The organism is Actinokineospora sp., from assembly GCF_052390155.1.
Lineage (GTDB): Bacteria > Actinomycetota > Actinomycetes > Mycobacteriales > Pseudonocardiaceae > Actinokineospora.
Genome location: NZ_JBQTHF010000002.1, coordinates 215,137 through 228,644, shown reverse-complemented (window position 1 = coordinate 228,644; position 13,508 = coordinate 215,137). Strand labels below are relative to the sequence as shown.

Sequence of the window (13,508 nt, the reverse complement as noted above, 5' to 3'; positions counted from 1 at the left end):
CGGTCGGTGGGTGCCTAAGCGGGCGGTACGCTGGTGAGACCGGCGTGCCCGTCCGGTCGGGTAATGGGTCGTCATTGCCCTCGCACGCAAGTCAGGGAGGGGCGAGGCCGACCGTCGGCCGTAAGTGAATGGACCGCAAGCGCCTGCTTCGCAACCCGCTGGTATGGATCTTGGCGGTGTTGCTGCTCTATTTCGCCTTCAGCATGCTGTTCGACGACACCCGTGGCTACACGTCTGTGTCCACGTCGAGGGCCGTCGCGCAGATCCAAGCAGGCAACGTCAAGGTTGCCGAACTCGGCGACAAGGAACAGCAGCTCAAGCTGACCCTTACCGCCCCGATCGAGCAGGACGGGCAGCAGGTCACCCAGATCCTCGCCCAGTACCCCGCCGGGGCCACCTCGCAGATCTACGACTCCCTGATCGGCAAGACCGGGACCGAGTTCAAGACCACGGTCAGCCAGGACTCGTTCCTGACCCAGATCCTGATCTTCCTCATCCCGCTCGGCCTGCTCCTGCTGCTGCTCATGTGGATGATGAACAACGTCCAGGGCGGCGGCAACCGGGTTCTCAACTTCGGCAAGTCCAAGGCCAAGCAGTTGCCCAAGGACATGCCGAAGACCACGTTCTCCGATGTTGCGGGCGCGGACGAAGCGGTCGAAGAGCTCTACGAGATCAAGGACTTCCTGGAGAGCCCCGCCCGCTACCAGGCGCTCGGCGCCAAGATCCCCAAGGGCGTGCTGCTCTACGGGCCGCCGGGAACCGGCAAGACGCTGCTCGCCAGGGCGGTCGCCGGTGAGGCAGGCGTGCCGTTCTACTCGATCTCCGGTTCCGACTTCGTCGAGATGTTCGTCGGCGTCGGCGCCTCCCGGGTGCGCGACCTGTTCGAGCAGGCCAAGCAGAACTCGCCCTGCATCATCTTCGTCGACGAGATCGACGCGGTCGGCCGCCAGCGCGGCGCGGGCCTCGGCGGCGGCCACGACGAGCGGGAACAGACCCTCAACCAGCTCCTGGTCGAGATGGACGGCTTCGACGCCCGTGGCGGGATCATCCTCATCGCGGCGACCAACCGCCCGGACATCCTCGACCCGGCGCTGCTGCGGCCGGGCCGGTTCGACCGGCAGATCCCGGTGTCCGTGCCCGACCTGATGGGCCGCAAGAAGATCCTGGAAGTGCACTCCAAGGGCAAGCCGATGGCCGCGGACGCGGACCTGCTCAGCCTGGCCAAGCGCACCGTGGGCATGTCCGGCGCCGACCTGGCGAACGTGCTCAACGAGGCGGCGCTGCTCACCGCCCGGCAGAACGGCTCGCTGATCGACGGCGCCGCTCTGGAGGAGTCGGTCGACCGTGTCATCGGCGGCCCGGCGCGGCGGAGCCGGATCATCTCCGACAAGGAGAAGAAGATCACGGCCTACCACGAGGGCGGGCACGCGCTCGCCGCGTGGGCCATGCCCGACCTGGAGCCGGTCTACAAGCTGACCATCCTGCCGCGCGGTCGTACCGGCGGCCACGCGCTGGTCGTCCCCGAGGACGACAAGCAGCTCATGACCCGCTCGGAGATGATCGCCCGGCTGGTGTTCGCGCTCGGCGGCCGCTCCGCGGAGGAGTTGGTCTTCCACGAGCCGACCACGGGCGCGTCGAGTGACATCGAGCAGGCCACCAAGATCGCCAAGGCGATGGTCACCGAGTACGGCATGAGTGCCCGGCTCGGCGCGGTGAAGTACGGCCAGGACCAGGGCGACCCGTTCCTGGGCCGGTCCATGGGCCACGCGCCGGACTACTCGCTGGAGGTCGCGCACGAGATCGACGAGGAGGTGCGCAAGCTCATCGAGGCCGCGCACACCGAGGCGTGGGACGTGCTCAACACCTACCGCGACGTGCTCGACGAGCTGGTGGTGGAGCTGCTCGAAAAGGAGACGCTGACCCGCAAGGACCTGGAGCGGATCTTCTCCAACGTGGAGAAGCGGCCCCGGATCACCGCGTTCAACGACTTCGGCGAGCGCACCCCGTCCGACAAGCCGCCGATCAAGACCCCGCGCGAACTCGCGAAGGAACGCGGCGAGCCGTGGCCCGAGGATGAGCGCAAGCCGGAGCCCACGCCGGTCGGCGCCATCCCGGGTGCAGGCGAGCTGCCCGGCGGTCCGCCGCGGTCGAACCCGGAACTGCCCGGCAACGGCGCGGGTCCCAACGGCGTCCCGCCTTCCTACGCCCAGCCCGGCCCGTACGGCTCGCAGCCCCCGCCCTACGGCCAGCCGCCGCAGCCGACCGGCAGGCACGCCGGTCCGCCGCACTACGGCGCGCCGCCTGGGTGGACCCCGGCCACGACCCCGTCCGGCTCCCCGAACCAGGGTGGCCCGCATCAGTCGTGGCAGCCGTCCTGGGGCGAGCGGCAGAACGAGGCCAACCAGCACGGCGACCGCAAGAGCGGCCGGGATCAGGATTCCGACGGGCGTCCCAACGGTTCCTGACGGCACGCGAGTCCCGACGGTGGCCGCCGAGTTCGGTTCGGCGGCCACCGTCGTGACATGCGCGCGGCGGCGTCCTACTCTCAGCGGGCTCCGCGCCGATCTCGGAGGTGCCGATGACCAGTAAAGACACCGGGAACGGGGCCGTTGGCCTGGTCCCCGGTTTCGACCAGCAGCGGGCCGAGCGCGCGGTGCGTGAACTCCTGCTCGCCTGCGGTGAGGACCCGGACCGCGACGGCCTGCGGGAGACCCCGGCCCGTGTGGCGCGTGCGTACGCCGAGCTGTTCGCGGGGTTGTTCACCGAGCCGGACGCCGTTCTGGACAAGACCTTCGACGAGAGCCACGACGAACTCGTCCTGGTCACCGACATCCCGATGTACTCGACCTGCGTGCCGGGGAAGCAGACCGTGGACGCGGTCGACGGCCGGAAGCGGGCCGCCGATGTGCGGGTCGGCGACCGGCTGTGGACCCTGGTCGAGGGCACCGTCGAGCCGACCTCCGTGGTCAGGATCAGCTCGCGCGACACCAGGCAACTGGTCGAAGTCGTGACCGCGGGCGGCTCGTTCGTCGTCACCCCGGACCATCCGCTGGCCACATCGGAAGGCTGGCGGGAAGCGAAGGACGTCGCCGGATCGGTTGTCGAGTGGACGCACGTGCGGAAGGCGCGCCGCGCGCCGAAGGTGGCGACTCGGGCCCTGGTGCCCGCCGCCGCGGACGCCTGGACCCTCCGGCACGGGTTCGCCCAGGACGCGCATCGCACGGACCTGGTCGAGTCGGAGTGGGTGCAGGTCGAGTCGGTGCGCACCATTGAGGCGACCAGCACCGTCTACAGCTTCACCTGTGATCCACATCCGACTTTTCTGATCGCCGGACATTTGACGCACAACTGCGAACACCATTTAGTGGCATTTCATGGTGTCGCCCACGTGGGTTATATTCCGAATGAGCAGGGCCGGGTGACCGGGCTGTCCAAACTGGCCAGGCTGGTCGACCTCTACGCCCGCCGCCCGCAGGTCCAGGAGCGGCTGACCTCGCAGATCGCCGACGCGATGATGCGCAAGCTGGAGCCGCGCGGCGCCATCGTGGTCATCGAGGCCGAGCACCTCTGCATGGCTATGCGCGGCATTCGCAAGCCCGGCGCGCGCACCACGACGTCCGCGTTGCGCGGCATTCTCAAGAGTTCGCCGTCGTCGCGGGCGGAGGCAATTCAACTGATCAACGGGCGCAGCCGGTGAGTGTGCCCGATCCCGGCCGGTGCGCGGTCATGGGTGTGCTCAACGTGACGCCGGACTCGTTTTCCGACGGTGGCCGCTATCTGCACGCCGACGACGCCATCGCGCACGGCGTGGCCATGTGGACCCGCGGCGCCGACCTGGTCGACGTCGGCGGCGAGTCCACACGGCCGGGCGCGGAGCGGGTCGACGCGGCCACGGAGTCCGCCCGGATCATCCCGGTCATCACCGAACTGACGGCGGCCGGTGTCGCGGTCAGCGTCGACACCACGCGCGCGGCGGTCGCGGCGGCCGCCGTGGCCGCGGGTGCCCGCGTGATCAACGACGTGTCCGGCGGCCTGGCCGACCCGGACATGGCGCGGGTCGCGGTCGACACCGGGGTGCCGTGGATCCTGATGCACTGGCGCGGGCACAGCCGCGGCATGGACTCCCTGGCCGAGTACGCCGACGTGGTGTCCGAGGTCCGCGACGAGCTGCTGGCCCGGGCCGACGCCGCGCTGGCCGTCGGGGTCGCGGAGAGCGCTGTCGTGCTCGACCCAGGTCTCGGGTTCGCGAAGAACGCCGAGCACAACTGGGCTCTGCTGCGTCGCCTGGACGTCTTGCTCGACCTCGGTTTCCCGGTGCTGGTCGGCGCGTCCCGCAAGCGTTTCCTCGGCAGCCTGCTGGCCGCGCCGGACGGCAGCCCCCGGCCGCCGGACGGCCGCGAGGAGGCCACCGCCGCCATCACGGCGCTGGTGGCGACCGCGGGTGCCTGGGGTGTCCGGGTGCACGACGTCGACCGATCACTGGACGCGGTGGCTGTCGCCGCCGCGATGACGGGAGTCCGCCGATGACCGACCGGATCACGTTGACCGGGCTGCGCGTGCGCGGAAACCACGGTGTGTTCGACCACGAGAAGCGCGACGGCCAGGAGTTCGTCATCGACATCACGCTGTGGATCGATCTGCACCACGCCGCCGCCACCGACGACCTGCGGCACACCGTGCACTACGGCGAACTGGCCGAGCGCGCGGCGAAGGTCGTCGCGGGCCCGCCGCGCGACCTGGTCGAGTCGGTCGCCGCGGAGATCGCCGACGGCGAGATGGCCGACGAGCGGGTGCACGCCGTCGAGGTGACGGTGCACAAGCCGAGCGCGCCGATCCCGCTGGCCTTCGCCGATGTCGCGGTCACCGTCCGCCGCTCGCGCCGGACGCGGGGGAGCCGGTGACCCGGGCGGTGCTGTCCATCGGCTCGAACCTCGGCGACCGGCAGGCCAATCTGCGCGTCGCCGTCGACGGGTTCGCCGACGTCCTGGTCGCGGTGTCGCCGGTCTACGAGACAGCCGCCTGGGGCGTCACCGACCAACCCGACTTCCTCAACGCGGTGCTGGTTGTCCGCGACGACCACACCGACGAGTGGGGCTGGCTGCGCCGCGGCCAGGAGTTGGAGGACCGCGCGGGCCGGGTGCGCGCCGTGCGCTGGGGCCCGCGGACGCTCGACGTGGACGTGGTCACCGTCGACGGCGTCCGCAGCGACCACCCCGACCTCGTACTGCCCCATCCGGGCACCCATGAGCGCGCCACCGTGCTGGTGCCGTGGCTCGACGTGGAGCCCGACGCCGAGGTACCCGGTCGGGGCCGGGTACGCGATCTATTATCCACAGTGGACACAACGGGGGTGCGCAGGTGCGCCGACCTGAACCTGCGGGGGGCGCGGTGAGGTTCACCAAGGCGCGCGACCTGGTGCCCGCGGGCGCGGTCACCGCGGTTGCCGTGTACCTGGGTATCCGGCTGCTCTACGGCGAACTCCCGCCGCTGCCGACCTTGGCGGGCAGCACGCTGCTCGTGCTCGCTGTGGTGGAGTTCGCGTTCGGCCACGCCCTGCGCGGTCGCATCCGGCGTACCTCGCCCGGCAAGCCCGTCCAGCCGTTGACCGCCGCCCGCGCGCTCGCGCTCGCCAAGGCGTCGTCACTGCTCGGCGTGATCATGCTCGGCGCCTGGCTCGCCGTGCTGGCTTACGTCCTGCCGGAGAGCACCCAGGTCGAGGCGGCCAAAGCGGACGTTCCCAGCGCGGTGATCGGGGCCGTGAGCGCGGCGCTGCTGATCGGTGCCGCACTCTGGCTGGAGTCGAGCTGCAAGACCCCGGACGACCCCGCTGACCAGCACCGCGACGGAGCGCGGCGGACCAGGTGACCGCCGTTTGGTCTCGCGGAGATAACGGACCGGTACGGTAGTGCGCATGACGGGCCGGACCGACTCCTCCGCGGAGCAGGACGCGAGTTCACGTGGTGGGCGCATCCTGCTCGTCGCTGCCCTGGTGCTGGCCCTCGGTTCGACCGCCGTCCTCGTGCTGAGCGACTCGGTGCGGTGGATGCGGCTCGGGATCGTCGCGGCGCTGTGGGCGGCGCTCGCGGGCGCGTTCCTGGCCGCGCGATACCGCCGCCAGATCGCCGACCGCGCCGAGGAAGCCGTCGAGCTGCAGCAGGTCTACGAGCTGGAGTTGGAACGCGAGGTCGCGGCCCGCCGCGAGTACGAGCTGGAAGTCGAGGCCGAGGCCAAACGCAAGGCCGAGGAGCAGGCCCGCGACGACCTCGCCGAACTGCGCGACGAACTGCGGGCCATGCGGGAGAACCTGGAACTGCTGCTCGGCGGCGAGGTGCTGGTCGAGCGGTTCGCGCTGCACGCCGAGGCCACCCGGATGCGTGGTGGCCTGGCCGAGGATCGCGCGGTCGGGCAGCGGGCGAACGGCCAGGTCCGCCGGATCGCCGCCGCCATCCCCGGCGAGGCGGACACGGAGCTGATCGAGCGGGTCCGCGCCGAGCAGGCGCAGGCCGCCCGCGCGAGCCAGCGCCGCGACTTCACCCCGCACCCCGCGGAGATGTCCGACCGGTGGTTCGCGGGCACCCCGAACGCGGAGCGCATCGACCCGGACTGGACCCCGTCCTGGGAGACCGGTGAGCAGCCGCTGACCGCCGGCCCGCGACCCGCTCGGCCCGCGGATGCCGCAGGCCGCCCGGCGGGCAGGCCCGATTCGACGGGTTCGCAGCCCGTGCTGGGCGCCGCCGCCCGCTCCCGTCGCCCGGACCACAACGGGTCCCAGCGCCTCGACCGCGTCACCACGGAACACAGCCAGTCGATGCCCGCCGCCCAGCGTCGGGCCGCTGAACCGGGCAGGCGGGTGGAGTCGAGCCAGAGCATGCCCGCACCCGAGCGCCCGGCGGCCCGGGTCCCCGCGCGAGCGGCGGATCGGCCCGAGTCGAGCAGGGGGATGGCGGCACCACAGCGTGGCGTGCCTGGTCGCGTCGATCAGCCTGAGTCGAGCGTTGCGATGGCGGCGCCACAGCGTGGGGTGCCTGGTCGTGATCGGCCTGAATCTAGTGTGGGGATGGCGGCGCCACAGCGTGGGCCTGGTCGGGGTGACCCGCCTGAGTCGGGTGTGGGGATGGCGGCGCCGGAGCGGCGGGTGGCCGAGCCGGGCCAGCGGCTGCCTGAGCGGGCGGTGGATCGGGGGATGCCACCCGAGCGGCGGGTCGCGGCCGAAACGAGCCAGCGCATGGCCGTTCCGCCTCGGTCCGGCGTGCCTGCCGCGCGGGTCGACCGCGCGGCGCATCCGCAGCGCGGCGGTGCGGAGTCGACCCAGGGGGTGCCGCACCCGCTGTCCCGGCGCAGCGAACAGACCGCTGTCCACGCCCCGGTGAGCCGTGCGGACCAGGCCGAACGGACCGCGACCCAGCTCACCCCGGTCGACCGCCCCGCGCCACAGGTCGCCGAACCCACGGGCAGGCAGCTCCCGCAGCGCACCCCGCTGCCGCAGCGCGGCGAGCAGCAGGCCAGGCCGCTGCCCGCCCGCCGCCCGGTCGAGGAGGACCCGATCGCCGATGGCGGCCGGCGCCACGCGCCGACGGGCACCTTTCCGGCGGCGGCCGCCGCCGCGTTCCAGGGCAGGCGCGCCGCCGAGGCGTCCGTGGCCGCCCCGGAGATCAAGAGCAGGCGGGACGTCGCCGCCGAGGAATCCACCCGCTACGGCGTGACGCCCGCCCAGCCCGAGCCCACCGGCCGCCGCGCCGCCCCGGAGTCGCAGGGTCGTCGTGCGGTGGTGGAGGCACCACAGCCGTCTGGGGCCTATCCAGATCCGCAGGGTCGTCGCGCTGTCGCGGAGCCTGGTCAGGTGTCTGGGGTCTACCCGGACCAGCAGGGCCGTCGTGCGGTTGCGGAGCCGGAGGCTTATCCGTACCCGCCGGGTCGTCGCGCGGTGGTGGAGCCGCAGGTTTCGGGGACCTATCCAGTCGAACCCCGTCGTTCGGAGCAGGTGCGGGACTCGGTGGCCTACCGATCTGATGCGGTCGGCAGGCGCGGGGATTCCGGCGCCTACCACTCGGCCGCCGCGTCCTTCCCCGACACGGCAGGGCATCGGCATGCCGAGCCGGAGTCGACCGGGCGCCGGGCGGCGCCCGAGACCGGCGGGCGGCGGGCCAAGCCGGACGAGGACGACGGGGGTGGGCGCAGGCGCCGGGCCGAGGGCGCGCCGTCCTGGCACGACGCGATGGCCGAGGAACCCGCGGGCTCGCACACCGCGGGCAAGTCCGTGTCCGAGTTGCTCGCGGCGCACGGCGGAGCGGCCACGCCTCCGCGGCGCAGGCGTCGTCGGGAAGAGGACTGAAGGTCGGCGTTCCGCACCCATTGACGCAAGATCGCCGTAAGATCACATTCTGTGTCTGAACGGGACTTGCGGCGGCATCCGCCGCGTCGGCTGACGGTTCTGCTGCCCGTCGTCGCGCTCGTGGTGCTCGCCGGGTGCGGCCTCACGCTGCTGGCGGTCAGCACCGCCAGGGTGGGTCTGGTGGCCGAGCTCGTCGGTGTGGGTGGGGCGTTGTTGCCGGTCGGGCCGGTGGTGGCGGCGTTTCTGTGGATGGACCGCTGGGAACCCGAACCGGCGCGGCTGCTCTGGCTGGCGTTCGGCTGGGGCGCGTGTGTCGCCACGATCACCGCGCTGCTGATCAACAACACCGCCGAGGCCGTCGGCGACCTGCTGCTCGGCAAGGGCAACGGCGACAAGATCAGCGCGATGGTGTCGGCGCCGCTGTTCGAAGAGGCCGCCAAGGGCGCGTTCGTGCTGGGCATCTACCTGTTCCTGCGGCACGAGTTCGACGGCGTGGTCGACGGCATCGTCTACGCGGGGTTCGTCGCGGCGGGCTTCGCCTTCACCGAGAACATCTACTACTTCGGCCGCGCGTTCGACGAGTTCGGCTTCGGCGACAGCACCTCGCCGGGCGTGGTGGCCGCGTTCATCCTGCGCGGGGTGCTGGCCCCGTTCACCCACCCGCTGTTCACCGTGATGATCGGCATCGGGATCGGGGTGGCGGCCCGCTCCACCTCCAGCCGGACGCGCCTGCTCGCGCCCGTGTTGGGCTACCTCACCGCCGTCGTCCTGCACGCGCTGTGGAACGGCGCGGCGACGCTGGGCAGCGCGACGACCTTCCTCAGCGTGTACTTCCTGGTCATGGTTCCGCTGTTCGCCGCCGTCGTGCTGTTCATCCACCGGCACCGCAAGCGCGAGCAGTCGATCGTGGCCACCGCGCTGCCCGCGATGGTGACGGCCAACTGGATCGTCGTCTCGGAGGTCGACCTGCTGGCGAGCCTGTCCGGCAGGCGCACGTGGCGCAAACAGGTCCGCGCGGCGGCTGGTCGGCCCGCGGCGCGCGCGGTCGGCGAGTACCAGGCCGCGGTCAGCGAACTCGCGTTCCTGTGGCACTCGATGGAGCGCGGCACTGCGGGGCCCGACGCGGCCGCGCAGGAGGTCAAGCTCATCGAGCTGGTCCAGGTCACGCGGGCCAACGCGGTGCGGGCCGCCGAAGCCGAGCCCGCGCGGTGAAGCTGGTCACCCGAACGCCACCCCGCGGTAGCCGGAGAGCTACTCTCGCGCCGTCGTCCGGTACCCGCACCGTCGCGGGACTGGAACGAGGTTAGGGAGCCGTCCGCTATGCGCTCGAACGGGTTTACGTCGTGACCCGGCCCGCTCGGCTGGCCATCGGGGTCGTGTCGGCCGGTCGCGTGGGGGCCGTTCTGGGTGCCGCCCTCGCTCGCGCCGGACACACCGTCATCGGCGCGGCCGCGGTCTCCCGGGCCTCCCTCGCGCGCGCCGAGGTGCTGCTGCCCGGCGTCGCGATCCGTCCGCCCGACGAGGTCGCCGCCCTGGCCGACCTGGTGCTGCTGGCCCTGCCCGACGACGCGCTGCCGGGCATGGTCCGCGGGCTCGCCGCCGCTGGCGCGCTGCGGCCCGGCCAGATCGTCGTGCACACCTCCGGCGCACACGGCGTCGACGTGCTCGCCCCCGCCGCCGAACTCGACGCGCTCGCCCTCGCGCTGCACCCCGTGATGACCTTCACCGGCCGCGCCGAGGACCTGGAGCGGGTGGCCGCGTGCTCGTTCGGGGTCACCGCGGCCGATGGCGAGGAGGCGGCCTGGAGCGTCGCGGAGGCGTTGGTCGTCGAGATGGGCGCGGAGCCCGTCCGGGTGCCGGAGGCGTCGCGCCCGCTCTACCACACCGCCCTCGCGCACGGGGCGAACCACCTGGTCACCCTGGTCGGCGAGGCCGCGTCGCTGCTGGCCGCCGCCGGGGTCGGCTCGCCGGAGCGGCTGCTCGGTCCGCTGCTGTCCGCCGCGCTGGACAACGCGCTGCGCCACGGCGACCGCGCGCTCACCGGCCCGGTCGCCCGCGGCGACGCGGGCACGGTCCGCAAGCACGTCGCGGTGCTCGCCGAGCACGCGCCGGACATGCTGCCCGCGTACCGCGCTCTCGCGGCTCGCACCGCGTACCGGGCCCGCGAGTGTGGGCTGTTGCGCGCCGACCTGGTCGCGGACGTCGCGGCTGCCATCGACAGCGGGGAGGAGAACCGGTGACCCGCTTCACCGCAGGGACCCTGAACGTCCACAGTGGACCAGACGAGTTGGCCAGGGTCACCCGCGCGCTGCGCTCGACCGGCCGCAAGATCGCCTTCGTACCCACCATGGGCGCGCTGCACGACGGCCACCGCGAGCTGCTCGCCCGTGCCCGCCGCATCCCGAACACGGTGCTGGTGGCCTCGATCTTCGTCAACCCGCTGCAGTTCGCTCCCGGCGAGGATTTCGAGCGCTACCCGCGGCCGCTGGCCGCCGATCTGGCGGTCTGCGAACAAGAGCGGGTCGAGTTGGTGTTCACCCCGCCGCGCGAGGCGCTGTATCCGCCGGGCGCGCAGGTGACCGTCCACCCCGGACCGATCGGCGACGAGTTGGAGGGCGCGTCGCGGGCCGGGCACTTCGCGGGCGTGCTCACCGTGGTGGCCAAGCTGTTCAACATCGTCCGCCCCGACTTCGCGCTGTTCGGCGAGAAGGATTTCCAGCAGCTCGTGCTGATCAAGAAGATGGCGCGCGACCTGGACATGGAGGTGCACGTCGTCGGCGTGCCGACCGTGCGCGAGTCCGACGGGCTGGCCCTGTCCTCGCGCAACGCCTACCTCGACCCGGACCAGCGCGTCGCCGCCGTCACGCTGTCGGCGGCGCTGGCCGCGGGGGCGCACGTCAGCGCGCAGGGCGGGCAGGCGGTGCTCGACACGGCGCGCGCGGTCCTCGACGCCACGCCCGAGCTGAAGGTCGACTACCTGGCGCTGCGTGACCTCGACCTCGGCCCCGCGCCCGAACGCGGCGACGCCCGGCTCCTGGTGGCCGCCAAGCTCGGCGCCACCCGCCTGATCGACAACGTCCCGGTGCTGCTCGGCACACCGGACCTGGCCCAGCACCTCTAGAGAAAGCCCCCCGATGCTGCGCACGATGCTGAAATCCAAGATCCACCGCGCCACGGTCACCCAGGCCGACCTGAACTACGTCGGCTCCGTGACGGTCGACCCGGTCCTGCTGGCGGCCGCCGACCTGCTGCCCGGTGAGCAGGTCGCGATCGTCGACGTCACCAACGGCGCCCGCCTGGAGACCTACGTCATCGAGGGCGAGCCTGGCAGCGGCGTCATCGGCATCAACGGTGCCGCCGCCCACCTGGTGCACCCCGGCGACCTGGTCATCCTGATCTCCTACGGCCTGATGGACGCCGCCGAGGCCGCCGCGCACCAGCCGAAGATCGTCTTTGTGGACGCCGACAACCGGATCGCGCACACGGGCGCCGACGCCGCGCACGCCCCGGCGGACTCCGGCCTGCGCAGCGGAGCCGTCACCGAGCCGCCCGGGGAGACGGTCGACGCGGCCCGGCTCGACGCCCTGCTCGCGCACGAGAGCTGAGCCCGGCGTGCTGCTCACCATCGATGTCGGCAACACCAACATCGCGCTCGGACTGCACACCGGCGATGGTGAGCTGGTGCGCGACTGGCGGATGCGCACCGACGCCCGGATCACCGCCGACGAGTTGGCGCTGACCATGCGCGGCTTGCTGGCCGGGCACGTGGACGAGGTCACCGGCGTCTCGGCGCTGTCCACCGTTCCCGCCGTGCTGCGCGAGCTGAGGGTGATGCTCGGCCGCTACTACGCCGACGTGCCGCGGGTGATCGTGGAGCCGGGCATCCGCACCGGGGTGCCGCTGCTGGTCGACAATCCCAAGGAGGTGGGCGCCGACCGGGTGATCAACACGCTGGCGGCGCACCACCTGTTCAGCACCGCGTGCGTGGTGGTCGACTTCGGCACGTCCACCAACATCGACGTCATCTCCGCCAAGGGCGAGTTCCTCGGCGGCGTGTTCATGCCCGGCATCGAGATCTCGGTCGACGCGCTGGCCGCCCGCGCCGCCGCGCTGCGCAAGGTCGAGATGGTGCGGCCGCGGTCGGTGATCGGCAAGAACACCGTGGAGTGTCTGCAGTCCGGCATCATGTTCGGCTTCGCCGGCCAGGTCGACGGCCTGGTCTCGCGGATCACCCGCGAGCTGGCGCGCACCGGGCACCCGGGCCCGGTCACCGTGATCGCGACCGGCGGCCTCGCGCCCCTGGTCGTCGACGAGGCCGAGTCGATCGGCCACCACCGCCCCGACCTGACCCTGCTGGGCCTGCGGCTGGTGTTCGAGCGCAACACCCGTTAGCGGCGCACCGCCCGCACGGCCATGGTGAGCAGCGGCCGGTCGAACGTGCCCGCCACCGTCTCGGGCCGCGAGTACAGGTAGTCGCGCACGCGGGTGTCCAACTCCTTGCGCTCGACCTCGGGGAGCACCGCCACCTGCGAGTGCGTGCCGATCGTGGCCAGCAGCGACTCGACCGTGCGCCGCTGGACGTGCGGCACCTCGATCTCCTCGTAGGGCAGCAGCAGCTCGTGCTCGGGTAGCTGCCTGCCGTCCGTCGACGCGGCCATCATGCTGTTCGCGGCCACCTTGACCAGCCCGGCCACCCAGGGCACCCGGTCGTCGTCGCGGTTCCACAGTGCGCCGAACACGCCGCCAGGGCGCAGCACGCGGGTGATCTCGGCCAGCGCCCCGGGGGTGGCGAACCAGTGGAACGCCTGCCCGGCGACCACGGCGTCCACCGAGGCGTCGGCGAGCGGGATGTGGTCGGCGGTGCCGTTGAGCGCGGGCACGTCCGGGTAGCGCCGGGTCAACTCCGCCAGCATCGCGGCGTCCGGCTCGACCGCGGCGACCTCCAGGCCGAGCGCCAGCAGGCCGCCGGTGAGCTTCCCGGTGCCCGCGCCGAGGTCGAGCACCCGCGTCCGGTCGCCCACGATCCACTCGATCGCCGCCGCCGGATAGTCCGGCCGGTGCTCGGCGTAGGCCGTCGCATTCGCGCCGAAAGAACTCGCCCGTCGAGCGAACATGTCCACCTCGTCCATGAATGAACCGTATCCCTGCCGGTGTGCGATACCGGTTGGCCCCTGGC

General features: G+C 72.3%; 13 protein-coding genes and 1 pseudogene. 13 read left to right on the top strand and 1 reads right to left on the bottom strand.

Annotated elements, in window-relative coordinates; genetic code table 11:
- The first annotated feature begins 128 nt into the window (after nt 1-128).
- From ftsH to ACT4N7_RS01090, 13 genes and pseudogenes are all read left to right on the top strand, one after another.
- A complete protein-coding gene (gene ftsH / locus ACT4N7_RS01150; protein WP_444826633.1) occupies nt 129-2,465 on the top strand; it encodes an ATP-dependent zinc metalloprotease FtsH in 2,337 nt (778 codons plus the stop codon).
- Nucleotides 2,466-2,578: 113 nt separating this feature from the next.
- A pseudogene (locus ACT4N7_RS01145) lies at nt 2,579-2,851 on the top strand (GTP cyclohydrolase I); the annotation flags it as partial.
- Between the two features lie 156 nt (nt 2,852-3,007).
- On the top strand, nt 3,008-3,697 hold the full coding sequence (folE, locus tag ACT4N7_RS01140; RefSeq protein WP_444826672.1) for a GTP cyclohydrolase I FolE: 690 nt from the start codon (nt 3,008-3,010) through the stop codon (nt 3,695-3,697).
- Nucleotides 3,698-3,726: 29 nt separating this feature from the next.
- Nucleotides 3,727-4,527: a dihydropteroate synthase gene (gene folP / locus ACT4N7_RS01135; protein ID WP_444826671.1), complete on the top strand. Its 801-nt coding sequence runs from the start codon at nt 3,727-3,729 to the stop codon at nt 4,525-4,527.
- Nucleotides 4,524-4,901: a dihydroneopterin aldolase gene (folB, locus tag ACT4N7_RS01130; protein ID WP_444826632.1), complete on the top strand. Its 378-nt coding sequence runs from the start codon at nt 4,524-4,526 to the stop codon at nt 4,899-4,901. The genes folP and folB overlap by 4 nt, the downstream gene beginning before the upstream one ends.
- Nucleotides 4,898-5,392 (top strand): 2-amino-4-hydroxy-6-hydroxymethyldihydropteridine diphosphokinase, encoded by a 495-nt coding sequence (gene folK, locus ACT4N7_RS01125; RefSeq protein ID WP_444826631.1) that lies wholly within the window; start codon nt 4,898-4,900, stop codon nt 5,390-5,392. Before folB ends, folK begins: the two co-directional genes overlap by 4 nt.
- Nucleotides 5,389-5,865, top strand: a complete 477-nt coding sequence (locus ACT4N7_RS01120) for a DUF3180 domain-containing protein (RefSeq protein ID WP_444826630.1) — start codon at nt 5,389-5,391, stop codon at nt 5,863-5,865. Before folK ends, ACT4N7_RS01120 begins: the two co-directional genes overlap by 4 nt.
- A 46-nt stretch (nt 5,866-5,911) precedes the next feature.
- Nucleotides 5,912-8,332, top strand: coding sequence for a DUF6779 domain-containing protein (locus tag ACT4N7_RS01115; protein ID WP_444826629.1), 2,421 nt, complete (start codon nt 5,912-5,914; stop codon nt 8,330-8,332).
- 51 nt (nt 8,333-8,383) lie between these two features.
- On the top strand, nt 8,384-9,544 hold the full coding sequence (locus ACT4N7_RS01110; RefSeq protein ID WP_444826628.1) for a PrsW family intramembrane metalloprotease: 1,161 nt from the start codon (nt 8,384-8,386) through the stop codon (nt 9,542-9,544).
- Between the two features lie 131 nt (nt 9,545-9,675).
- On the top strand, nt 9,676-10,572 hold the full coding sequence (locus ACT4N7_RS01105; RefSeq protein ID WP_444826627.1) for a Rossmann-like and DUF2520 domain-containing protein: 897 nt from the start codon (nt 9,676-9,678) through the stop codon (nt 10,570-10,572).
- Nucleotides 10,569-11,453: a pantoate--beta-alanine ligase gene (gene panC / locus ACT4N7_RS01100; RefSeq protein WP_444826626.1), complete on the top strand. Its 885-nt coding sequence runs from the start codon at nt 10,569-10,571 to the stop codon at nt 11,451-11,453. The genes ACT4N7_RS01105 and panC overlap by 4 nt, the downstream gene beginning before the upstream one ends.
- 13 nt (nt 11,454-11,466) lie before the next feature.
- The gene (gene panD / locus ACT4N7_RS01095) at nt 11,467-11,937 is read left to right on the top strand and encodes an aspartate 1-decarboxylase (protein ID WP_444826625.1); all 471 of its coding nucleotides are present in this window, start codon (nt 11,467-11,469) and stop codon (nt 11,935-11,937) included.
- A gap of 7 nt (nt 11,938-11,944) precedes the next feature.
- Nucleotides 11,945-12,724: a type III pantothenate kinase gene (locus ACT4N7_RS01090; RefSeq protein WP_444826624.1), complete on the top strand. Its 780-nt coding sequence runs from the start codon at nt 11,945-11,947 to the stop codon at nt 12,722-12,724.
- Here the strand turns inward: ACT4N7_RS01090 and ACT4N7_RS01085 are convergent.
- A complete protein-coding gene (locus ACT4N7_RS01085) occupies nt 12,721-13,461 on the bottom strand; it encodes a class I SAM-dependent methyltransferase (RefSeq protein WP_444826623.1) in 741 nt (246 codons plus the stop codon). The genes ACT4N7_RS01090 and ACT4N7_RS01085 overlap by 4 nt on opposite strands.
- Nucleotides 13,462-13,508: the final 47 nt, after the last annotated feature.

What these genes read in the sequence shown, in the direction of transcription:
- ftsH (WP_444826633.1), top strand. Translation starts at nt 129, where the DNA reads ATGGACCGCAAGCGCCTGCTTCGCAACCCGCTGGTATGGATCTTGGCG.
- folP (WP_444826671.1), top strand. Translation starts at nt 3,727, where the DNA reads ATGGGTGTGCTCAACGTGACGCCGGACTCGTTTTCCGACGGTGGCCGC.
- folB (WP_444826632.1), top strand. Translation starts at nt 4,524, where the DNA reads ATGACCGACCGGATCACGTTGACCGGGCTGCGCGTGCGCGGAAACCAC.
- ACT4N7_RS01115 (WP_444826629.1), top strand. Translation starts at nt 5,912, where the DNA reads ATGACGGGCCGGACCGACTCCTCCGCGGAGCAGGACGCGAGTTCACGT.
- panD (WP_444826625.1), top strand. Translation starts at nt 11,467, where the DNA reads ATGCTGCGCACGATGCTGAAATCCAAGATCCACCGCGCCACGGTCACC.
- ACT4N7_RS01085 (WP_444826623.1), bottom strand. Translation starts at nt 13,461, where the DNA reads ATGGACGAGGTGGACATGTTCGCTCGACGGGCGAGTTCTTTCGGCGCG.